This window comes from Streptomyces sp. NEAU-174, from assembly GCF_052665095.1.
Genome location: NZ_JBQTCE010000001.1, coordinates 680,437 through 701,636, shown reverse-complemented (window position 1 = coordinate 701,636; position 21,200 = coordinate 680,437). Strand labels below are relative to the sequence as shown.

The following is a 21,200-nucleotide window of genomic DNA, read 5'->3' as shown; positions in this document are numbered from 1 at the left end:
TTGAAGTTAAGTTGAAATCAAGGAGCCGGGGTGGCGTGTCTGTTTTTGGGAGGACGAGGACCGCAGGTAGTACCGGAGGTCTACAGGCGCGCCGTACGGGCCTCGACGCTGGCCTAGAAGCAGCTCCTGGGAGCCCTTGTGACTCCGTCACCCTTCCTCGTCAGATGTGGCGTTGAGCGCGTCATCGATCAGTTGGTTCGCCCGGTGCTGCTGGCCCCGCAGCAGCTTCGCGTAGAACTTCCAGAGCACGGCGATGCTGTGCCCTGCTCGCCGGGCGACTTCCACCGGATCCGCGCCCGCCTTGATCCACAGCGAGATGCCCGCGTGCCGCGCCGCGTACGGCACCTCGGCGAGCGGCGTATGGACCTCGGCGGCGGGAAGGGCCTTGCGTCGGGCGTCCTGCCAGAGCTCCGTGTACTCCGTCGAGCGCACCCGACCGCCGCGCACGGCGCGGAAGAGTCGCCCGTCCGGGGCGGCCCTGTATTCGTCCAGGTGCCTTCGGAGCAGCTGCACGAGCGTCGGCGGTATGGGCACCGGCCGGGTGGTCTTCCGGGCTCGCCGCTTCAGCCCGCGTACCTCGTACGACTTGCCGTCGTCCGTCCACCCGGCTCACACTTCCGGGCGGCTCCCCGCGAGGATCAGCTCGCCCCAGCCGGACTCCGGCAGCTTGCAGTCCTGCTCGGTCAGCGCTGCCGCCTCGGAGGGGCGCATCCCTGCGTAGTACCGGCAGCCGAAGAACCCGTGAAGATGCTCCCCACCGTCGTGGCAGCGATGTCACCGAGGGCTCAAATCCCTCAGCCTCCGCCGGGGTCAGCGAACTAGCTGGTCAGAGAGGGTGCCCCCGGTTCGGGGGCACCCCCTCTGCATGGCCTCCGTCTCGCCTGTGTCCCAGGTTTGACCCGTGCGCATGGGCCATATGTGGGCCGGCGGCGGGCCGTCAGTCGGCGCTCAGTCCCTGTGCGGTGATCAGCCGGCCAGGGCGTCGAGTTCCGCGATCTGTTGCGGGCTCAGCTGGACGGTTGCCGCGGCGACGTTCTCTTCGAGGTGAGCCATCGAGGCGGTGCCGGGGATGGGTACCAGGTTTTCGGAGTGGGCCAGTTGCCAGGCGAGCGCGATCTGGGCCGGTGTGGCGCCGGTCTGTGCGGCGATGGCGTCGAGGGGGCCGCCGGGTTGGGCGAGCGCGCCGATGTCGAGGGGGAACCAGGAGATGAAGGGGATGCCTTCGCGCGTGCAGTAGTCGAGCACGTTCTCGTGTTTGCGGGTCGTGACGCTGTACTGGTTCTGGACGGAGGCGATGTCGACGATCTGGCGGGCGGCGACGATCTGGTCGACCGTGACCTCGTTGAGGCCAATCGCGGCGATCTTGCCCTCGTCCTTGAGTTCCCTCATCACGCCGATCTGATCCTCGAACGGGACGGCGGGGTCGACCTGGTGCAGCTGGTACAGGTCGATGTGGTCCACGCCCAGGCGGCGCAGGCTCAGGGCGCATTCCTGCCGCAGGTATTCCGGGCGGCCGAGCGTGGCGTAGGAGCCGGGGCCGGATTGCGTCTGGCCGCCCTTGGTGGTGATCAGCACATGCGCCGGATAGGGGTGCAACGCCGTGCGGATGATCTCCTCGCTGACGTGGGGCCCGTAGACGCTGGCGGTGTCGATGAAGTCGACGCCCAGCTCGATCACGCGCCTCATGAGCTGGATGAACGGGCCGCGGTCGGCGGGCTCGCCCCAGACGCCGGGGCCGGTCAGGCGCATGGCTCCGAAGCCGAGCCGGTGGACGGTCTTCCCGGCGATCTCGATCGTCCTGGACGCGACGCCGTCGCCGGTGCTCGCGTGGTCGGAAGAGTGCAGATCCATGTTTCCCTTTTCTTCTCCGGTTCTTACCGGCTCTTTCTGGTTCTTTCCCGGTGGTGCCGGACGGTTCGGCATCGCCCTTTTCCGAGCAACGTAGGATGCCCGGCCGGCGGCCCACTTGGACGACAGCGTCCTAGGATCGGAAGATCTGTGCCACAGGGTGGCGCGGTAGCAGCGAGCACGAAACGCGTGTGACGCGAGCGTGAGGAGTGTGGCCCGCCGATGACCAACGCGGGGCAGCAGGCGGACGAGTCGCGTGGCGCGTTCTCCTTGGACACCACGGCCCGGCGTGCCGTACGGCAGGGATTCGACGCCTTCCTGGACGCGTGGGAGACGCAGATCGGCGATGATTTCCCGTTGCCTGCCTTCAGCCCGGCCATGGCCGGTGATTACCGGGTCAGGACCCGTGCCGCCCGGGTGCGCGACGTGGCGATCGTCCACGCCCACAGTGAGTCGGCGATGCGGACCGCGGATGTGCCGCACGGCGTTGAGGACCGGGTACGGATGTACGTCGTGCGGCGCGGCTCGTGGACGTTGGGCGGTTCGCGGGGCCATGGCGAACAGACCGTGTCGGCAGGGCAGTTCCTGCTCCGGCATGTCGGGCGGTCGACGCCGTTCGAGACGGTGCCGCATACGGCGGCGATGATCGCGGTGCTGCCCGCGCCCCCGCTGGTGCCGCTGCTCGGGAACCGGATGCTGACCGGGTCGGCGGACGCGGCCGAGGTACGGCTGCTGGTGGCCCACGCCAAAATGGTCAACACCACCGTGAACGATCTCGGCCCGGCCGGTGTGCGGGCCGCCCACAGCACCTTGATCGAGTTGACCAAAGCGGTGGCCGGGGGCCGGTTCGACGACGCGGAGCCGCTGCTGGCGCCCGCGCTGGCCCAGGCCGCGAAGGATCTCGCCCAGCGCCGGCTCGCCGATCCCGAGCTGTCGCCGGCGATGCTGGCCCGTGAGCTCCACGTCTCGGTGCGCACCCTGCACAGGGCGTTCGCCGCGGTGGGGGAGTCCGTGGCCGCGTATATCCGGAACCGGCGGTTGGAAGAGGCGCGGCTCGCCCTGACCTCGCCGTCCAACGGCGTGAGCATCACCGAACTCGCCGCCCACTGGCAGTTCGCCGACAGCAGCCATCTCACGCGGGCCTTCAAGGCGCGCTACGGCCAGACCCCCACCGAATACGCCCGCTCCACCGACCCGGCCGGCAGGCGCCCGCGGTCGTAGCCGTGACCGAGGGCTCGGTTCAGCTAGTCGGGTGTCGCTGGCGAGGTGGCGAAGAAGTGGTCGCCCGCGGCGATGGCCGCGGCGAACCGCTGGGGCACTCTCCAGCCGGACCGGGAAGGTCCGCATGGCGGGCTGTCCTTGGCCGGGGCTGCTGTGGGGGCTTTCTGAGCCGGAGGGGCTGCGATGAGTTTTCGTCGTCTGGTCGGTCTGCCCTCGTATGGATGAGGATTTCGGCGTGACTGGCGCCCGTGCGGAGGTCGAACTATGCGTCGACGCGACGGTGGACCAGCTCTGGGAGGCGATCACGGACCTCTCGCGGATCGGTGACTGGAGCCCGGAGTGCACCTACTCGGGTTGGCTGGACGGCTGGAGCGAACCAGCGGTCGGGGCGCGCTTCGAGGCCCGCAACCGGTTCCCCAACGGGCTTGTCACGCAGGTCGTATGCGTGGTCGTCGCGGCGGACCGGCCGTCTTCGTTCGGCTGGAGGGTGTTCGGGGGCTCCCCGGAAACCGAGGATCACTTCGCCACCTGGACTTACGATCTACGGCCCGGCGCACGGCAGGATCAGACGGTGGTCCGTCAGTCGTTCATCCATGGACCGGGTGACAGCGGAGCCCGCGCGGCGGTGCGGGCCGACCCTGAGAACGCCGCGGCGCTCCTGCGAGGACGGCTGGACCAACTCCGGCGCAACATGACGGCGACGATCGAGGCGATGGCCCGCGACATCCGAAGCCGGAGCATATGAGCACCTGCTCCCCGGCGCGACCGCTCGCGTGGCGTAGCTGTCAGAAGGGGTGCCCATGGTTCAAGGGGCGCCCCTCCTGCATGTCGTGCTCCGGGCGTCAGGAGATGGAGACGGCCGTGCGGCGACTTCACATCTGGTCGGGCTCTTCGCCGGCCCCGCTGCCGCTCTCGTGCGGCACCACGACGATCTGGTACGCGTCCTCGTAGACGATCCTCCCCGGATTCGACGACCGGATCATCCGGCACTCGATGCCATGAGCGGCAAGGATCTCCAGGTAGCCGTCCACCCGCTTGATCAGGTCCTGGGACGTGGACTTGAACCAGGCCGCCGCGCCGGGGTGGAGCTCGTGGTCGTAGACCGTCGGATCCACGGTCGAGGGGTCTGGATAGGCCGCGTTGTACCAGTCATTGTTGGCCCGGCGGAAGCGTTCCTGCTCGGGGCTCAGCTTTCCGTTTTGTGCCAGGCCGTTGACCAGGCCGAACACCCCGGAGAAGTGGCCGCGCTCGTTCCGGAGCGGGCTCTGGAAGCGTACGTAGGGGGCTTCGGCAACGAATTCCCTTGCTTTGTCGATCTGCACGGTGCGGATGGTAGGGACGGGGGCGTTGTCCGTTCGGTGGGGCTGGTGGGTGGGCAGATCTGGCCGAAAAGCTGCGGGTGGGGTGTTGGGGCAGGTCAGGGGCATGGGATCGGCTGTTTGGGGGGTGGGTGGTGGGTGGGAAGGCGGGAAGTGGGCTTTTAGTTGTAGCTAAAGGTGGGAAGCTCTGAGTGAGGGCGTTCGAAGCCCGAGGTCGGCACCATGCGCTGGGAGGTTGATTGAGCGTGCCGTGGAAGAGCAAAGGTGCGAAGGCGGAGGCTGCCGACCACTCGGGGGCGCGGTTGGCGCGTCAGGCGACTGTGGAGGTCGCCGGGTTGCTGGGCAAGCGTGGCATGAGCCGCACTGACCTCGCCCGGCTCATGGACGTCAGCCCGGGGAGAGTGAGCCAAATCCTGTCTGGGGACGAGAATCTGACGCTGCGCAGCCTCGCTGCCGTGGCCGATGCGCTGGAGCTGGACATCAAGATCAGTTTTGTGGAGCCCAAGGAGGACGCGGCTCGGCGGCCGCATGGGCCGCATGGGCTTGGCGATGGGTCCGATGCCTTTGTCTACGCTCCTTGAAGGCATCGAGGTGCGTGGGGCGCGCGGGGTACGCGGGGTGCGCGTCCTGCGTCCCTGACGGGCGGCGTCGTCGTGGTGTGCGCGGTGCGGCGTCACGTCAGGGGTGCGAGGCGCCCGTCGTGGCGAGGGGGCGTACCGCCAGCGCCTCGTCCCGCAGCCGCGCGAGCTCGCGGTCGCCGCTCCGCTTCCCGGTGCGGTAGCCGAACTCCAGCATGCGTACGCAGGCGTCCATGGCCATCGCCAGGGTCTGACGGCGGTCCTCCGACTCCTCCCGGGTCGGGGCGTGCAGCTCCGGCGGGAACTCCTGGACCTCGCGCTGTCGGCATTTCGCCTCGATGTCGGCCTCGACCTTGGCCGCTTCGTCCAGGAGCTGGTCCACCTCCTCGTACAGGGTGTTGATCGTCGTCCTGTCCTTGGTGGCGGGGGCGCAGCCGCGCAGGTGGAGGCGGGCCTCGAAGGCGAACATGCGCAGCTGGGCCACGTTCTCGAAGTCCCTGACCAGGCGGTGGCAGTGGAGGTACATGTCGTGGACCAGCCGCCGCTCCAGCTCGTTCAGCAGCACCGCGATGCCCAGTGTGATCACGGCCACGAAGGGCGGTGTGGACTGCTGGTTCTGCTGTTGACGGACGCGAGGCGCCAGGGCCCCGCCCGCGGCGGCAGCGGCCACGGCGGGTGGCACATCGGCGGCGTGCGGCAACAGCAGGGCGATGGTGAGCAGCGCCGCCGCGCAGGTGCAGGCGATGATTCCGCAGCACAGCGACGCGGACCTTACGGTCCCCAGCAAGCGGCCCTTGTCGGCGAAACGGTGGACCAGCGAGATCCACGTGACCAGCGCGCAGACACCTATGGGTAACGCGGCGTCCGCGAACCACCTCTGTGCGTAGAGCTCGTGCAATGCTCCCCCCTGATCGCGCCTTGGTGCCGGTGCGCCGGAGGCGGTCGGCCGGTCACCGGGCGCCGGTCACGGAGCACCGGTGCCGAAGCACCGGTCACGGGGCACCGATCGCGGGGAGAGCGGGAATCCCTTACTGTCCGCCTCGGGGGCGGAAGCACCGGCGAGTGGGCGTGTGGTTCCTGCGCCGTTCGGTCCCCGCGCCGCCTGGTTCCTACGCGTTTCGGTCCCTGCGCCTTCCGGTTGCTGCGCCTTCCGGCTCCTGTGCGGAGCGCCTCGTCGCGTGGTCACGATAGTGCTCCTCGTTCCCGTAGCGCACGGGTCACCGTCCGTGTACCGCTGGATCGCGCCGCCTCTGGCGTCCTGCGATACGTCTGGCGCCTCTGCTCCGTTCATCCCGCCCAGGGGGCATACCGGGCATCAGGCCAGGCGTCAGGCACAGGCGTCAGGCACGCGCGTCCGGGGGCTCCTCGGTCGGGGGCTCCTCGGTCGGGGGCTGGAGGTGGCGGGCGGCGCTGCGGGCCGCGGAGGCGACGGTGGCGCGGGCCTCGCGCGGGGGCAGGCCGGTGTCGAGCGCGGCCTCGATCAGGGCGGGGGCCAACTCCGGCCCCGCGCCCGCCTCGTAGGCGCGGCAGGCGGCCCAGAACAGCCGGTCGTTGCGCTGGCCCTCTCGTGAGGCGCGGACGAACCGTACGAGCCCCTCCAGGGCCGCCGGATGCGGATCGGCGAACGGCGGGCCGGGGCGGTACGAGCGGGGCGGGGCCGGGCGCGGGGGCGTGAGCAGGCGCAACAGGGCGGACGGTACGGGGGCCGGGGCCCAGGCGGGGGAGCCGGGCGCGAGGCGATAGCTGCCGTGCGAGGCGTAGGAGCCGGGGCCGACCAGATAGCCGCCCAGTCCACGGATGTCGATGCCGGGGGCCAGACGGCCGGCGGAGTTGGGGACGGCGAGCCCGGGCGGGCCGCACAGCCACAGATGGCGGCCACCGCTCGGGGTGAGCACGGTGACCGTACGGGGGATGGCGAAGGCGTGCTCGCGGGCCAGCCGGGCGAGGGCGGCCAGACCGTTCGTGCCGTCCTTACGGCTTGCATCGGGACTCCCGGCCGCCTCGGGCTCCCCGGTCTTCCCGGCGGTTCCGGTCGCCCCGGTCTTCCCGGTCGCCCCCGTCACCCCGGCGGTTCCGGACCTCTCGGACCTCTCGGGCCTCTTGACTCTCTTGGCCGTCCCGGTCCTCTCCGGCCTCTCGGCCGGGCCGTCCGTGTCGTCCGCTCCCCCAGGTCCCTGGGGCCTGCCGGGCGCTCCCGGCTCACTGGGCCGCACGCCCCTGAGGTCGAGGTCGATGCCGATGAGGTGGTACGGGGCGCATCCGCAGGCGATGCCGTAGCCGGTGGCCCAGGGGGCGGCGGCGAACAGGGCGCGGATCGCGTCCGGGTCCGCCGAGGCGTCATGGACCCCATGGCCCAGCCGCCCGCATTCGCCATGGCATGGCAGCGGCGCGGGGTCGTGGTGGTGCGGGGAGCGCACGGCGGGCAGCTTCGCGCGGGTCAGCGGGATCACGCGGAAACCGTGGGCCGCGGCGGTCAGGGCGTGGGCAAGAGCATGGGCGAGTGAGGGGTTCGCCATGTCACTCATTTTCGGACAAGTGTTCGGTAATGGGAAGAGGGCCCGGCAAGTCGCCGAGGATGGCCGAAATTATGCGGAACGGAATCTCTCGTAAGGCTCGCCCTATGGCCGGGTGGGGCGGTGTGCGGGGCGCACCGGCGCGATGCGCGGAGTGGGGGTGCATGGGGTGTTTAAAACAGGTTCATCATGCTTGCGTGGTAATTCCAGTGGCCCGCGCGCATCGTCCGGGAATCGGTGGGCAACTCTGCTTCCGCGGCCCTTCCGAGCATCGGGGAGGCCGCGGGAGTCGGAGAGTCGGAGGATCGGAGGAATCGAGATGGCGGACATCCGGACGGGCCCCGGTCGCACCTTCGCCGCGCCAGCGTTCTCCGCGTCCAGACCGCTCTCCGCGTCCAGGGTGGTGCGCGGCTCCTGGGAGCTGGCCCGCTCGCACGGGGGCAGGTCGCCGCCATCGCGAGCCCCCGCCCCCGCGAGCGCCCGTAGGGGAAACACGGGGAACGCGAGGAGCGCGGGGAATGCGGGAACGCCGAAGCGGTGCCATGTCCGATCGATCTGAGCGAGCTGTGGTGATTCATTGAGCGAAACGGGACGGGTGAGGTCGTACGGTCGCGCGGTGGCGTAGCAACGCCGTCGCGCGACCGTGCGTCATGCCGTGCTTCAGCGTTCGTTCTTGACAGCGTCGATTTATCTGACGGATAGTCAGATTGCTTTCTACGGCAGACATGCGGCAGGGGAAGCGATGACGCGTGATGACCTGGACGTTGACCCGGACGAGCTGTACGGACGGCTGAAGGCGTACGAGGGGCGGACGGCCGCGAGCGGCGGCGCGGGCAGGGACCCCGTCAACGAGCCCATGATCAGGCACTGGTGCGAGGCGATGGGCGACACCAACCCCGCCTATCCGGCTGTCGCACCGCCCACGATGCTCCAGGCGTGGACGATGGGCGGGCTGGCCGGGCACCCCAGCGGTCCCGACGGTTCGGCCCGCTCCGAGGCGTACGACGAGCTATTGGCGTTGCTCGACGACGCGGGCTGCACCTCGGTGGTGGCCACCGACTGCGAGCAGGAGTACCTGCGGCCGCTGCGCCCCGGTGACCTGGTCACCTTCGACGCGGTCATCGAGTCGGTGTCACCGCGCAAGACCACCAAGCTGGGCACCGGGTACTTCGTCACCACCCGCATGAACGTCCGCGCCAGGGGCGGGGTCGGGGGCGGGGATGGGGCCGGGGCCGGGGAGCTGGTCGGCACCCACCGCTTCCGCATCCTCAAGTACGCACCGGTGCGCCCCAAGAAGGCGGCGAAGCCGGAGCCGGAACCGGCGCGAAAGCCGGAGCCGAAGGCCGACCGTCACCGTCGCCCTCGCCCCGTCATCAACCGCGACAACGCCGGTTTCTGGGAGGGGGTCGCCCGGCATCAGCTGCTCATCCAGCGCTGCCTGGACTGTGCCACCCCGCGCTTCCCGTGGCTGCCGGGGTGCGGGGCGTGCGGCTCCCAGCGGTGGGAGGCGTTCGAGGCGTCCGGCGCCGGCACGGTGTTCAGCTATGTGGTCATGCACCATCCGCCCTTCCCCGCCTTCGACCCGCCCTACGCGGTGGCCCTGGTCGAGCTCGCGGAGGGCGTGCGGATGGTCAGCGACATCACCGGGGTGCCGTACGACAAGGTGCGCATCGGCATGCCCGTCGAGCTGGAGTTCCTGCGCGTGGACGAGGAGCTGGAGCTGCCGGTGTTCCGGGGCGCGGAGGCGTGACCGATGTGCGGCGCGGAGGCGTGACCGATGACGCGAGGAGGCGATCGTATGACGGTGCGTACGGGCGATGAGCTGCCCCCACTGCGCATCCCGATCACCCGGACCCTGATCGTTGCCGGTGCCCTCGCGTCCCGGGACTACCAGGATGTGCACCACGACGCCGAGGCGGCCAAGGAGAAGGGCTCCCCGGACATCTTCATGAACATCCTCACCACCAATGGGCTGGTCGGCCGGTACATCACCGATCACTTCGGGCCGCGGGCCCGGCTCCGTAAGGTCGCGATCCGGCTCGGGGCGCCCAACTACCCAGGTGACGAGATGGTGCTGACCGGCAAGGTCACCTCGGTCGCGGAGGGCATGGCGGAGGTCGCCGTCATCGGTAAGAACGGCATCGGACACCATGTGACCGGCACGGTCACGGTGCGGCTCCCCAGCGACGCCCCAAAGACCGCCACCGCCCTCACCCCCAGGACCCCGGACACCCCGGACACCCCGGACACCCCCCGATGAGCGCCCGCAAGCCGGACACCCTGGGCGGCCGGGCCGCCATCGTCGGTATCGGCGCCACCGAGTTCTCCAAGGACTCGGGCCGCAGCGAGCTGAAGCTGGCCGTCGAGGCCGTCCAGGCGGCCCTGGACGACGCCGGACTCGCCCCGGCCGACGTGGACGGGCTGGTCACCTTCACCATGGACACCAGCCCCGAGATCACCGTGGCACAGGCGTGCGGCATCGGCGATCTCACCTTCTTCTCGCGCGTCCACTACGGCGGCGGCGCTGCCTGCGCCACCGTGCAGCAGGCCGCCCTCGCCGTCGCGACCGGCGTCGCCGAGGTCGTCGTCTGCTACCGCGCGTTCAACGAGCGCTCCGGGCGCCGCTTCGGCTCCGGCGTACAGCACCGCGAGCCGTCCGCCGAGGGAGCCGCGCTCGGCTGGTCGCTGCCGTTCGGGCTGCTGACCCCGGCATCGTGGGTCGCCATGGCCGCCCAGCGCTATCTGTACGCCTATGGGCTGACACCGGAGGTTTTCGGCCATGTGGCCGTCACCGACCGCCGCCACGCGGCCACCAATCCGGCCGCGTACTTCCACGGCAAGCCGATCACCCTCGCCGAGCACGCCGCCTCCCGCTGGATCGTCGAGCCGCTGCGGCTGCTCGACTGCTGTCAGGAGACGGACGGCGGCCAGGCGATCGTGGTCACCAGCGTGGAGCGGGCGCGTGACCTGCCGCGACCGCCCGCCGTGATCACGGCCGCGGCACAGGGCGCGGGCCGTGGCCAGGAGCAGATGACGAGCTTCTACCGCGACGATCTGACCGGCCTCCCCGAGATGGGGGTGGTCGCCGGTCAGCTGTGGCGCGGCAGCGGGCTGACTCCGGCCGATATCGACGTGGCCATCCTCTACGACCACTTCACGCCGTTCGTGCTGATGCAGTTGGAGGAGTTCGGCTTCTGCGGGCGCGGCGAGGCGGCCGGATTCGTCGCCGAGGACGCGCTGCCGCTCAATACCCACGGCGGTCAGCTCGGTGAGGCGTATCTGCACGGGATGAACGGGATCGCCGAGGCCGTCCGCCAGATCCGCGGCAGCTCCGTCAACCAGGTGCCGGGCGCCGCCCGCACCCTGGTCACCGCGGGCACCGGAGTACCGACATCCGGGCTTCTCCTCGGCGCAGACGGCTGACTCGCGCGCGTGTCGGCGGTATCGGGCCGCCGAGGTCCACCTTCACTCGTCATATGACCCGAAGTAAGCAGAGCAGCAGATGGCAGCTCACGGGCTGGGCCACCGGTCTGGCCGCGGCCCTGGCCACCGCGATCGCCGGTGCCGCCCCCGCCGCCTCGGCTGGCGCCCCCGCCGCCTCGGCTGCCGCCCCCGTTGCCTCGGCGGAGGTCCTGCCCGACCCCCGCCCCCTGGGCGCCAAGGTCTTCAAGGGCTGGGCCTTCGACACCTGCCATGCGCCGTCCCTCGCCACCCTGCGCGCGTGGAACAGCTCCCGCTACCGCGCCGTCGGCGTCTACTACGCGGGCCGCGGCCGGGCCTGCGCCAGCCAGCCCAACCTCACCGTCTCCTGGATGCGCGGCGTCAAGAGCATGAAGTGGCAGGTGCTGCCCATCTTCGTCGGATCCCAGTCGCCTTGTGTCCGCAACACCAACAAGAAGCACGTGCCCATCGGCAGCAAGCCGTTCTCCCAGGGGCAGGCGGAGGGCAAGGACGCGGTGGCGCGCGCCAAGGCGCTCTCCCTGAAGAAGCGCAGCGCGCTCTACCTCGACATGGAGGCGTACGACCTGAAGCGGACGAGCTGCGCGGCCAAGACGCTCTCCTTCATCCGCGGCTGGAACCGCGAGGTCCGCTCGCGCGGCTTCTTCCCCGGCTTCTACAGCAGCGCCGAGTCCGGGGTGCGCCATGTGGAGCAGGCCCGCCGGGCCGGGGTCCATGACCTGCCCTCCGTGATGTGGTTCGCGCGCTGGAACGGGAAGCCGTCGCTGTACGGGGAGTCGACGCTGGCCAAGAGCGCGTGGAATCCGCACCGCCGCATCCACCAGTACCGGGGCAACATCGATGTGACGCACGGCGGCCGGAAGCTGCGCATCGACCGCAACAAGGTGGACGCACCGGTCGCGATCATCAAGTGAGCACCCGCGGGGGCGCCTCGGGAAGAACTCGGGCCGCCCTCGGGAGGAACTCGGGGTCGCCCTCGGGAAGAACCCTGACCCTCCGACCACCCCCTCCCCCCGCAGGAGGTGGTGCCGGCACCACCCGTACAACCTGAGACTGACTGCGCTTCGGCACTTATGGCCGATCCGCTCCGACCTGCTCGCTCCTAGCGTTGAGCCATGACCACGACCGTGTGCACAGGCGTCTCCGCCGCCGCGTTCCCGTCGTTCACCTCGTACGTACGGGCGCGGGGGCCCGTGCTGCTGCGCACCGCCCGCTCGCTGACCTCCAACGCGTGCGACGCGGAGGATCTGCTGCAAACCGCGCTCGCCAAGACGTACCTGGCGTGGGAGCGCATCGAGGACCACAACGCGCTGGACGGCTATGTGCGGCGCGCCCTGGTCAACACCCGGACCTCGCAGTGGCGCAAGCGCAAGATCGACGAATTCGTCTGCGAGGAGCTGCCCGAGCCCGAGGCGGTGCCCGCGCCGGACCCCGCCGAACGGCAGGTGCTCCGGGACGCGCTGTGGCGGGCCGTACTGCGGCTGCCGGACCGTCAGCGGGCGATGGTCGTCCTCAGGTACTACGAGGACCTGAGCGAGGCGCAGACGGCGGAGGTGCTCGGGGTGTCCGTCGGCACCGTCAAGAGCGCGGTCTCGCGCGCCCTCGGCAAACTCCGGGAGGACCCGGAACTCGGTCACGCGGCATGATCGCCTGATCGACGCGACGGCGGCCGACGGGGGCTGACCGGCGAAACGGCGGGGGAAACAGCGGGCGAAACGGCCGCGGAAACAGCAGGGGAAACGGCAGGCGAAACAGCAGGGGAAACGGCAGCGGGACCGACGGGTCCGGGGGTAGTGACATACCAGATGGTCGGTTGCAGAATCGGCGGAACCTCTACCCGCGCGTAACCGGAACCCCTGGAGGCCCCGGTGCTCAGCACGATGCAGGACGTACCGCTGACCGTGACCCGCATCCTCGTACACGGGACCCTCGTGCACGGCCGCACGGCCCATGTGACCACCTGGACCGGCGAGGGCGAGCCCCAGCGACGCAGCTTCCACGAGGTGGGGGTGCGGTCGATCCAGTTGGCGAACGCGCTGCGCGATGAGCTCGGGGTCGAGCCGGGGCAGGCCGTGGCCACCTTGATGTGGAACAACTGCGAGCACCTGGAGGCGTATCTCGCGGTCCCCTCCATGGGCGCCGTGCTGCACACCCTCAACCTCCGGCTGCCCGCCGATCAGCTCGGCTGGATCGTGAACCACGCCGCCGACCGCGTGATCATCGTCAACGGCTCCGTACTGCCGCTGCTGGCCCCGCTCCTCCCCACCCTCACCACCGTGAAGCACATCGTGGTCGCGGGCCCCGGTGACCGTTCCGTCCTGGACGGCTGCGCAGCCCGGGTGCATGAGTACGAGGAGCTGATCGAGGGGCGGCCGCAGCGTTACGCCTGGCCGGAGATCGACGAGCGCCAGGCCGCGGCCCTCTGCTACACCTCGGGTACGACCGGGCACCCCAAGGGCGTGGCCTACAGCCACCGCTCCATCTATCTGCACTCGATGCAGGTCAACACCGTCGAGTCGTTCGGGATGGCCGGGGGCGACATCCTGCTGCCGGTGGTGCCCATGTTCCACGCCAACGCGTGGGGCACCCCGCACGCCGCCTTCATGGCGGGTGCCTCGATGCTCATGCCCGACCGCTTCCTCCAGCCCGAGCCGCTCGCCGAGATGATCGAACGCGAGCGCCCCACCATCGCCGCCGCCGTCCCCACCGTCTGGCAGGGGCTGCTCGCCGAGCTCGACGCGAGGCCGCGGGAGGTGAGCTGTCTGCGGAACGTCTTCATCGGCGGTGCGGCCTGTCCGCCCTCCCTGATGAAGGCGTACGGGGAGCGCCACGGCATCCACGTCGTCCACGCCTGGGGCATGACGGAGACCTCTCCGCTCGGCTCCGTGGCCCATCCGCCGGGCGGCCTCCCGGCGGACGAAGCCTGGCCGTACCGGCTGACGCAGGGCCGCTTCCCGTCCTCCGTCGAGTGCCGCTTGATCTCGGCGGACGGCGAACTCGTGCCGTGGGACGGGAAGACGCCGGGTGAGCTGGAGGTACGCGGTCCGTGGATCGCGGGCGCGTACTACGGAGGGGCGGACGGCGAGCCGTTCCGCCCCGAGGACAAGTTCACCGAGGACGGCTGGCTGAAGACCGGCGACGTCGGCACCATCAGCCCCGACTGCTATCTGACGCTGACGGACCGGGCCAAGGACGTCATCAAGTCGGGTGGTGAGTGGATCTCCTCGGTCGAGCTGGAGAACCAGCTGATGGGCCACCCGGAGGTCGCCGAGGCTGCGGTGGTGGCGGTGCCGGACGAGAAGTGGGGCGAGCGGCCGCTGGCCACGGTGGTCCTGACGGACGGCGCCACGGTCGGCTACGAGGACCTGCGGGCCTTCCTCGCCGAACGGGTCGCGCGCTGGCAGCTGCCGGAGCACTGGGCGGTGATCCCGGCGGTGCCGAAGACGAGCGTGGGGAAGTTCGACAAGAAGGTCATCCGAAAGCAGTACGCGGACGGGGAGCTGGATGTGACCACGCTGGGCTGAGGGAGCCCTATTGGCAACGCGGCCACCGTAAGGAGGCGGATGTCTCCTTACGGCGGCCATACGTAACCGGTGCGCCGCCGCGGGCGTCAGACGTAACGGGTGCGCGGGTGTCGGACGTGACCGGTGCACGCGCGTCAGACGTGACCGTTGCGGGCCGCGGGCGTCAGTTGGTGCCGATCTTGGCCAGCAGGTCCACGATCCGCGACTGCACCTCCGCGCTCGTCGAGCGCTCCGCGAGGAACAGCACCGTCTCGCCCGCGGCCAGCCGGGACAGATTCGCCGGGTCGATGTCCGCGGAGGTGTAGACGACCAGCGGGGTGCGGTTGAGCAGCCCGTTGCCGCGCAGCCAGTCGACGATCCCGGCCCGCCGGCGGCGTACCTGCATCAGGTCCATCACCACCAGGTTCGGCCGCATCTGGGCCGCGAGCGAGACCGCGTCCGCGTCCGTCGCCGCGCGGGCGACCTGCATCCCGCGCCGCTCGAGCGTCGCCGTCAGCGCCATCGCGATCGGCTCGTGCTCCTCGATCAGCAGCACGCGCGACGGATGCTGCTCGCTGTCGCGCGGCGCGAGCGCCTTGAGCAGGACGGCCGGGTCGGCGCCGTACGCCGCCTCGCGCGTCGCCTGGCCGAGCCCGGCGGTCACCAGCACCGGCACCTCGGCGGCGACCGCCGCCGTACGCAGCGACTGGAGCGCGGTCCGGGTGATCGGCCCGGTCAGCGGGTCGACGAACAGCGCCGCCGGGTACGCGGCGATCTGCGCGTCCACTTCCTCACGGGAGTTCACGATCACCGGACGGTAGCCGCGGTCGCTCAGCGCCTGCTGGGTGGACATGTCCGGCGCGGGCCACACCAGGAGGCGGCGCGGGTTGTCCAGCGGCTCCGGCGGCAGCTCGTCGTCGGGCGGCGGGGTGCGGTCGTCGACGATCTCGACGGCGCCGTTGGGCCCGTCCAGCGGCTCCGGCCCCTCCGCGCCCTCGTCCGGCGCGCCGATGGCGAACGTACGGCCTGAGCCCTGCGACGCGCCCACCGCACGCTGCGGCTGCGCCCCCGGCCCGGGCTGGGGGCGGGGCTGGGCGCCGGTCTGCGGTCCGGTGTGGGGCTGGGGTCCGGTATGGGGCTGCTGGCCGCCGTGCGGGGGCTGGCCGGTGTGGGGCTGCGGTCCGGTGTGCGGATGCGCCCGGTTGCCGGCCGGCTGAAGTTCGGCCGAGCCGCCCTGGTCCGTCATCTCGGGCCGGGCGGCCAGCTTGCGCCGTCTGCCGCCCCCCGTGCTGGTGCCTCCGGAGGGCGTCTGCGGCTGACCCTGTGGCGGGCGGCCCTGCGGCTGGCCTTGTGCGGGCCGGCCCTGGGGCTGCTCCCCCACCTGCTGGGCGAACGGCACCCCTTGGCCCAGAGTGCGCACGCTGATCGCGCGCCCCTGGGTGGTGTCGGCGTTCGGCGGGGCCTCGGCGGGCAGCGGCTGCGGACGAGGCTGCGCGGGCGCGTCGGGCCACGGCGCGGGGGGCTGCGCCGGCTGCTGGGCGGGTGGACGCCCGCCGGTCTCCGCGGGCTGCGGCCGCCCAGGGGCTTGCGCCTGGGCCTGGGGCCCTTCCGGCGGTTCCTCGGCGAGCGGCCGCCGGGCGCGGCGGCGTCCGGTGGGTGGGACGTCCTGGGGTTGGCCGCCGCTGGTGTCCTGGCCGCCCCAGTGGGGCTGCTGTTCCTCGGGGGTGCGGGCGGCGGGCAGCGCGGACATGCCCGAAGCGGCCGGCTGGGGGCCTTGACCCTGCGGCTGGGGCTGGGACCGACGCGGGTCCTGGCCCTGGCCCTGAGCGGGGTCGGACGGCCAGCCACCGGGGCGCGCCGCGCCATTGGGCGGTACGGGCTCGCCTCGTACGGCCAGCCCGCCGCCCTGCTGCGGCTGGGGCGCGCCGCCCCGCGCCTCGCGGGGGCCGTGCTGCGCGGGGACGAGCCCGGCCGGGCCGAGCTCGGGCGGCAGCGCGCCGGGCTGTGCCCGGTCGGCGGCGGCCGGAGGCAGCGCGAAGGGGGAGCGGACGAGTCCGGGGTCCCCCGCGGGCTGCGGCCGGCCTGGGGCTGGTGTCTGGGCCTGGGGCCCTTCCGGCGGTTCCTCGGCGAGCGGCCGCCGGGCGCGGCGGCGTCCGGTGGGTGGGACGTCCTGGGGTTGGCCGCCGCTGGTGTCCTGGCCGCCCCAGTGGGGCTGCTGTTCCTCGGGGGTGCGGGCTGCGGGCAGCGCGGACATGCCCGAAGCGGCCGGCTGGGCGGGCTGCTGGGGGGTGTCGGAAGAGGCCGCGGGCAGGGCGAGGGCAGGCCGGCCGCCCGCACCCTGCGCGGGGGCGGGGGCACCGGCGGTCTGAGGGTCGCCCTGCTCCTGCGCCGGGGCGCCGCGCCGGGCCCGGCGGCCCTGGGGCTGCTGCTGGGCGGGGATGCCCTGAGGCGGCACAACGCCCATGGCGGCGGCGCCCGTCGGCTGCGGACCGGCCGCTTCCGGTGCGCCGCCGCGCGCGTGGCGATGGCTGCCGGTCGCGGCTCCCTCGGCGTTCTGGCCGGGGTTCGCGGCCGCGGCCGCCGCCGGGTCCTCGTCGGGGTGGGGGCGCGCTCTGCGCCGCCCGGTGGGCCGTGGCGGGTTCGCGGACTCGGCCGCGCTCTGCTGCTGGGCCGCGGCACTCTCGCCGACGACCGCGGGCAGCGCGGCGGGCGCGGGCGCGCCGGGTGCGCCCTGCTGAGCGGCGGTGCGCGGGTCGGCCGTACGGGGATCGGCCGTACGCGGGTCGGCCTTACGGAGGTTGGGCGGGGGCGTACCGCCCTGAGTGCCATTGCCGGGCGTGCCGTTCCCCTGCGTACCGCCGCCGACGGTGTCGCCGGGCGTGTCGCCGGGGGCCCCTCCGTGCCGGGCGCGGCGTCCGGTCGGGGTCTGGCCGGAGGCGTTGCCGCCCGCCGTGCCCGTACCCGCACCCGCGCCCGTACCGGCACCCGTGCCCGAGCCCGAGGTGCCCTGTCCCTGCGTACCGTCGCCCGGTCCGGCGGCGTCGGCGTCCAAGCCCTCCTGCTCGGCGGCGGCCACCGCCGAGATCGGCACCTCCAGGACGTACGCGTGCCCGCCCATGCCCGGCATCTCATGGGTCTGGAGCACGCCCCCGTGCAGGCGCACGATCCCGCGCACGATCGGCTCGTGCACCGGGTCGCCGCCCGCGTACGGTCCACGGACCTCGATCCGTACGACATCGCCGCGCTGCGCCGCCGCGACCACGATCGTCGAGTCGCTCGCCGCGACACCCGAGGCGGCGTTGCCGGTGGAGTCGACCCCGGCCACGTCCGCGATCAGATGGGCGAGCGCCTGGGCGAGCCGCTCCGCGTCCACCTCGGCGTCGATCGGCGGGGCGTGCACGGCGAACTGCGCGCGCCCCGGCCCGATCAGCTCGACCGCGCCCTCGACAGCGGCCGATACGACCTCGTCCATCGAGACCGTACGGCGGGCCAGCCCCTCGCCGCTCGAGTCGAGCCGCTGATAGCTCAGGACGTTGTCGACGAGCGTGGTCATCCGGGTGTAGCCGGCGGCGAGGTGGTGCAGGATCTGGTTGGCCTCGGGCCACAGCTGCCCGGCCGGGTCGTCCGCGAGCACGCCGAGCTCACTGCGCAGTTGCAGCAGCGGGCCGCGCAGGGACTGGTCCAGCACGGCGAGCAGCTGGCCGTTCCGGGCGGTGACGGACTCCAGCTGTGCCGCGTACCGCGCGCGCTCCTCGGCGAGCTGCGCCCGCAGCTCCTCCAGGGCCTTGGTGTGCTGGGCGGTGAGCCCCTCCAGCTCCTCGGCGTGCTGGGTGGTGAGGCTCTCCACTTTCTCCGTGTGCCGGGTGGTGAGGCTCTCGACCTCCTCGGCGTGCTTGGCCGCCATGGCCTTCTCGGCCCGCCGGTCGGTGAAGGTCAGCACGGCGCCGACCAGTTGCTCGCCGTCACGGACGGGCGCGGTGGTCAGATCGACCGGGACCTGGCTGCCGTCCTTCGCCCACAGCACCTGGCCGCGCACCCGGTGCTTGCGGCCGGAGCGCAGGGTGTCGGCGAGGGGCGACTCCTCGTACGGGAAGGGGGAACCGTCCGGGCGCGAGTGGTGTACAAGAGAGTGAAGCTCCTGACCGCCCATGTCGCTGGCCCGGTAGCCGAGGATCTGCGCGGCGGACGGGTTGACGAGGACCACCTTGCCCTCGGTGTCCACGCCGACCACGCCCTCCGCCGCCGCGCGCAGGATCATCTCGGTCTGGCGCTGCTGACGGGCGAGTTCGGCCTCGGTGTCGAGCGTCCCGGTCAGGTCGCGCACGATGAGCATCAGCAGCTCATCGCCGGTGTAGCTGTACTGATCGGCGTACGGAGTCCGCCCGTCCTCCAGATTCGCGCTGGTCACCTCGACGGGGAACTGCGCCCCGTCGGTGCGCCGGGCCATCATCCGGGTCGGTTTGCTGCCGTCCCCCTGCGACGCGTCGGGGCGCCGCATCGACCCGGGAATGCGATTGGGATCGAAGGAGGGGAGCAGATCGAGCAGACCACGGCCGACCAGGGCGGTGCCCGGAGCCTCGAAGGACTCCAGCGCGTGGTGGTTGGCGTTGACGATCGTGCCGTTGCAGTTGACCAGCAACAGCGCGTCCGGGAGGGCGTCGAGTATCGCCGCGAGGCGAGCAGCGCCTCGGGATGGCCTGCTGCTCACGACGACGCTTCCTCCCTGACTACCGCACCTTGCTGACACCCGCGGTCATTCTGCCGTCCCATCTGCGGAGTGTCTCTAGGGGAGTCTACGGGCACCAGCGCCGGACGCGACGGCGGATGAGAGGGAGGTCGCAGCGCGACGTACGCGTCTCGACGCACGCCCGGACAAACTTCACCGGGCTCTTCTCCTCTCACTCCCGGCCCAATCCGCAGGTCAGCTCCCAGGCATGCGCAAAACGACGGAGAACCGATTCCAACGGGCGATTTCACACCCGTTGGTGCGGTTGAACCAGGCGTTGACGGGACGCCCCGCCCAGTGCCCCGTCACCCGAGCCGTGGCTGGCCCGCCGTACTGTCCGGTGCACATCGCGTCCGGCGACACCGGCGCGAACGGATCCCGGCCCCATACGGTCTGCGCGTCCAGCTGCCCGCACGCGGCCCGCGCCCGGGGGTGCGTACCCCCGGTCGGGTGGCAATTCAGTACAAACGTCGCGGCGTCGTCGGCCTCACCCGTCTCACTCACGGTGATCACAAGCCGGTCGGCGCTCTCCCCGTCGAACGGCAGGGGCAGCGGCAGCGGCGTGGCCGCGGCGGGGGCCAGCGCGCCCGCGGTGGCGGCGGTCGTCAGCGCGGCGGTGACGGCGAGGCGGTGCAGCAGGGGCATGGGGGCACTCCCGGGTGTGATCAGTCGGGGGCGCGCTGCCCCCGCCCCGTCTAACGCGCCGCCGCCGCGCGCGTTGCTCCGCCGTAAGGGGCTGTGCTCGCCGTAAGGGCTCCCTCGGCCATAAGGAGCGCGCTCCGCCGTACGGGCCGCGCTTCCCCCACCCCCTATGAGGGCTTTGCGATGGGCCCCGCCCGCCGAGTACCGTAGTCCGCGATTGGTGACATCCCACTGGGCTGTGACATCATCTGCACACGCCACCTCGCGCTCGCGCGAGTGACCCGGCGTGTTGGAGGCTTCGCCTAGTCTGGTCTATGGCGCCGCACTGCTAATGCGGTTTGGGCCTTAAAGCCCATCGAGGGTTCAAATCCCTCAGCCTCCGCTCTCCAGCAGGGGGCCCGCGCCTTGAGCGCGGGCCCCCTGCGTCGTTCCCGGACCCGCCGTGAATGATCACGCAACCGCACCGCCGGTGGGGTGTAACGCACGGTGACTCTCTGGTGCCTTTCCGTGGCAATCACCCTCGTTCCGCAAACACCGTGCGACGCGAAGACGGACTCCCCGAGGCCTCGCGAGAGCAACCCCGCAAGCCTCCGAAAATGGAGTTTTCGCAGGTCAGTGGGGGTGAGGGAAACGGATTTCGCCTGACGGCGCAGGTCATGTAATGTTGTCCCCGCAACGCCGACCGGCAAGAAAAACCGCCGGGAAGCCAAGCGCTCGTAGCTTAACGGATAGAGCACTTGACTACGGATCAAGAGGTTGCAGGTTCGAATCCTGCCGAGCGCGCACCAGCTCAGAGGTCCCTTCCAATCATCGGAAGGGACCTCTTGCGTATGCGGTGACATCAGCTTCCGGAGCGATCAGTCTGCTGGTGCGGTGGGACGGAACCGTGCCAGGAGGCCGCCGAGCAGAGCGAACGCGAGAAGGAACAGCTCCGTTTCCGCCCTGCTGATGCTGCCCCTGGTCAGCTGGAGCCCGAGAATGATCCACGTCGCTGATCCCATGCTCACCAGCAGCTGATTGTCTCGCTCCCGCAGCAATCGCATCCCTGCCCACAGCAGCAGGGGCACCAGTGTCAACCAGGCGAGCGTGGCCAGCGCACCTTCGATGAACCCTGCGCCGATCCCCGCGTCCGGATTGGCCCGTTGCGCTTCCGACTCCCACCGCTTGGCGGATTCCCAGACCCAGTACGTCGCATGGGCCGCGGCCGCCGAGACGACGATGCCCTTTGCCCAGCGGCCTAATCTGCTGCTCAACATGGCTTCACCATGCACAGCACGGTCCTCGCATGCCTGAGTACCCGTACTCAAAGCGGACCAGAAGGAGCCAGAAGGGGTCCGGCGATCACCACTGCCGGCTACGTTGAGGGGTGGTCCGGCTTCGGGTCTGAAGTT

At 71.3% G+C, this 21,200-nt stretch carries 17 protein-coding genes and 2 tRNA genes; 11 read left to right on the top strand and 8 right to left on the bottom strand.

All coding sequences use genetic code 11. The annotated features are described in order from the left end of the window. Positions 1–147 precede the first annotated feature (147 nt). The gene (locus tag ACT2CW_RS02960; RefSeq protein ID WP_445515386.1) at positions 148–534 is read right to left on the bottom strand and encodes a hypothetical protein; all 387 of its coding nucleotides are present in this window, start codon (positions 532–534) and stop codon (positions 148–150) included. A 432-nt stretch (positions 535–966) separates the two neighbouring features. Beyond that, complete coding sequence (locus tag ACT2CW_RS02955) at positions 967–1,851, bottom strand: aldo/keto reductase (RefSeq protein WP_445515675.1); 885 nt, start codon at positions 1,849–1,851, stop codon at positions 967–969. A 219-nt stretch (positions 1,852–2,070) separates the two neighbouring features. Here ACT2CW_RS02955 and ACT2CW_RS02950 point away from each other — a divergent pair, with 219 nt between their 5' ends. Together ACT2CW_RS02950 and ACT2CW_RS02945 are read left to right on the top strand one after the other, a co-directional pair. Next, positions 2,071–3,069 carry a helix-turn-helix domain-containing protein gene (locus tag ACT2CW_RS02950; RefSeq protein ID WP_445515385.1) on the top strand — a complete coding sequence of 333 codons (999 nt, stop codon included), beginning with the start codon at positions 2,071–2,073 and terminating at the stop codon, positions 3,067–3,069. A 217-nt stretch (positions 3,070–3,286) separates the two neighbouring features. Continuing rightward, positions 3,287–3,814 carry an SRPBCC family protein gene (locus tag ACT2CW_RS02945; RefSeq protein WP_445515384.1) on the top strand — a complete coding sequence of 176 codons (528 nt, stop codon included), beginning with the start codon at positions 3,287–3,289 and terminating at the stop codon, positions 3,812–3,814. A gap of 127 nt (positions 3,815–3,941) precedes the next feature. On the opposite strand, the gene ACT2CW_RS02940 is transcribed toward ACT2CW_RS02945, so the two are convergent. Next, positions 3,942–4,391: a hypothetical protein gene (locus ACT2CW_RS02940; protein WP_445515383.1), complete on the bottom strand. Its 450-nt coding sequence runs from the start codon at positions 4,389–4,391 to the stop codon at positions 3,942–3,944. 242 nt (positions 4,392–4,633) lie between these two features. On the opposite strand from ACT2CW_RS02940, the gene ACT2CW_RS02935 reads away from it, so the two are divergent. After that, the gene (locus ACT2CW_RS02935) at positions 4,634–4,969 is read left to right on the top strand and encodes a helix-turn-helix domain-containing protein (RefSeq protein WP_445515382.1); all 336 of its coding nucleotides are present in this window, start codon (positions 4,634–4,636) and stop codon (positions 4,967–4,969) included. A gap of 97 nt (positions 4,970–5,066) precedes the next feature. Here ACT2CW_RS02935 and ACT2CW_RS02930 read toward each other — a convergent pair whose 3' ends face one another. Together ACT2CW_RS02930 and ACT2CW_RS02925 are read right to left on the bottom strand one after the other, a co-directional pair. Continuing rightward, positions 5,067–5,864: a hypothetical protein gene (locus ACT2CW_RS02930; RefSeq protein WP_445515381.1), complete on the bottom strand. Its 798-nt coding sequence runs from the start codon at positions 5,862–5,864 to the stop codon at positions 5,067–5,069. A 442-nt stretch (positions 5,865–6,306) separates the two neighbouring features. Further along, positions 6,307–7,482: a bifunctional DNA primase/polymerase gene (locus ACT2CW_RS02925; protein ID WP_445515380.1), complete on the bottom strand. Its 1,176-nt coding sequence runs from the start codon at positions 7,480–7,482 to the stop codon at positions 6,307–6,309. Positions 7,483–8,221: 739 nt separating this feature from the next. On the opposite strand from ACT2CW_RS02925, the gene ACT2CW_RS02920 reads away from it, so the two are divergent. From ACT2CW_RS02920 to ACT2CW_RS02895, 6 genes are all read left to right on the top strand, one after another. Further along, on the top strand, positions 8,222–9,229 hold the full coding sequence (locus ACT2CW_RS02920; protein WP_445515379.1) for a bifunctional MaoC family dehydratase N-terminal/OB-fold nucleic acid binding domain-containing protein: 1,008 nt from the start codon (positions 8,222–8,224) through the stop codon (positions 9,227–9,229). A 48-nt stretch (positions 9,230–9,277) separates the two neighbouring features. After that, the gene (locus ACT2CW_RS02915; protein ID WP_445515378.1) at positions 9,278–9,739 is read left to right on the top strand and encodes a MaoC family dehydratase; all 462 of its coding nucleotides are present in this window, start codon (positions 9,278–9,280) and stop codon (positions 9,737–9,739) included. After that, positions 9,736–10,902 (top strand): lipid-transfer protein, encoded by a 1,167-nt coding sequence (locus tag ACT2CW_RS02910; RefSeq protein WP_445515377.1) that lies wholly within the window; start codon positions 9,736–9,738, stop codon positions 10,900–10,902. The genes ACT2CW_RS02915 and ACT2CW_RS02910 overlap by 4 nt, the downstream gene beginning before the upstream one ends. A 53-nt stretch (positions 10,903–10,955) precedes the next feature. Continuing rightward, on the top strand, positions 10,956–11,852 hold the full coding sequence (locus tag ACT2CW_RS02905) for a DUF1906 domain-containing protein (protein WP_445515376.1): 897 nt from the start codon (positions 10,956–10,958) through the stop codon (positions 11,850–11,852). A gap of 201 nt (positions 11,853–12,053) precedes the next feature. Then, entirely contained in the window at positions 12,054–12,584 is a 531-nt protein-coding gene (locus ACT2CW_RS02900) for a SigE family RNA polymerase sigma factor (protein ID WP_164437049.1), read from the top strand. A gap of 222 nt (positions 12,585–12,806) precedes the next feature. Further along, on the top strand, positions 12,807–14,462 hold the full coding sequence (locus ACT2CW_RS02895) for a long-chain fatty acid--CoA ligase (protein WP_445515375.1): 1,656 nt from the start codon (positions 12,807–12,809) through the stop codon (positions 14,460–14,462). A 163-nt stretch (positions 14,463–14,625) separates the two neighbouring features. Here ACT2CW_RS02895 and ACT2CW_RS02890 read toward each other — a convergent pair whose 3' ends face one another. Next, the gene (locus ACT2CW_RS02890) at positions 14,626–19,149 is read right to left on the bottom strand and encodes a PAS domain-containing protein (protein ID WP_445515374.1); all 4,524 of its coding nucleotides are present in this window, start codon (positions 19,147–19,149) and stop codon (positions 14,626–14,628) included. Positions 19,150–19,362: 213 nt separating this feature from the next. Further along, on the bottom strand, positions 19,363–19,812 hold the full coding sequence (locus ACT2CW_RS02885; RefSeq protein ID WP_164437321.1) for an SSI family serine proteinase inhibitor: 450 nt from the start codon (positions 19,810–19,812) through the stop codon (positions 19,363–19,365). A gap of 288 nt (positions 19,813–20,100) precedes the next feature. Here ACT2CW_RS02885 and ACT2CW_RS02880 point away from each other — a divergent pair. Further along, positions 20,101–20,191, top strand: a tRNA-Ser gene (locus ACT2CW_RS02880). A 328-nt stretch (positions 20,192–20,519) separates the two neighbouring features. Beyond that, positions 20,520–20,592, top strand: a tRNA-Arg gene (locus ACT2CW_RS02875). A gap of 74 nt (positions 20,593–20,666) precedes the next feature. Here the strand turns inward: ACT2CW_RS02875 and ACT2CW_RS02870 are convergent. Then, entirely contained in the window at positions 20,667–21,065 is a 399-nt protein-coding gene (locus tag ACT2CW_RS02870; RefSeq protein WP_445515373.1) for a hypothetical protein, read from the bottom strand. Positions 21,066–21,200 lie beyond the last annotated feature (135 nt).

What these genes read in the sequence shown, in the direction of transcription:
- ACT2CW_RS02955 (WP_445515675.1), bottom strand. Translation starts at nt 1,851, where the DNA reads ATGGATCTGCACTCTTCCGACCACGCGAGCACCGGCGACGGCGTCGCG.
- ACT2CW_RS02950 (WP_445515385.1), top strand. Translation starts at nt 2,071, where the DNA reads ATGACCAACGCGGGGCAGCAGGCGGACGAGTCGCGTGGCGCGTTCTCC.
- ACT2CW_RS02945 (WP_445515384.1), top strand. Translation starts at nt 3,287, where the DNA reads ATGGATGAGGATTTCGGCGTGACTGGCGCCCGTGCGGAGGTCGAACTA.
- ACT2CW_RS02925 (WP_445515380.1), bottom strand. Translation starts at nt 7,482, where the DNA reads ATGGCGAACCCCTCACTCGCCCATGCTCTTGCCCACGCCCTGACCGCC.
- ACT2CW_RS02920 (WP_445515379.1), top strand. Translation starts at nt 8,222, where the DNA reads ATGACGCGTGATGACCTGGACGTTGACCCGGACGAGCTGTACGGACGG.
- ACT2CW_RS02915 (WP_445515378.1), top strand. Translation starts at nt 9,278, where the DNA reads ATGACGGTGCGTACGGGCGATGAGCTGCCCCCACTGCGCATCCCGATC.
- ACT2CW_RS02910 (WP_445515377.1), top strand. Translation starts at nt 9,736, where the DNA reads ATGAGCGCCCGCAAGCCGGACACCCTGGGCGGCCGGGCCGCCATCGTC.
- ACT2CW_RS02905 (WP_445515376.1), top strand. Translation starts at nt 10,956, where the DNA reads ATGACCCGAAGTAAGCAGAGCAGCAGATGGCAGCTCACGGGCTGGGCC.
- ACT2CW_RS02900 (WP_164437049.1), top strand. Translation starts at nt 12,054, where the DNA reads ATGACCACGACCGTGTGCACAGGCGTCTCCGCCGCCGCGTTCCCGTCG.
- ACT2CW_RS02885 (WP_164437321.1), bottom strand. Translation starts at nt 19,812, where the DNA reads ATGCCCCTGCTGCACCGCCTCGCCGTCACCGCCGCGCTGACGACCGCC.
- ACT2CW_RS02870 (WP_445515373.1), bottom strand. Translation starts at nt 21,065, where the DNA reads ATGTTGAGCAGCAGATTAGGCCGCTGGGCAAAGGGCATCGTCGTCTCG.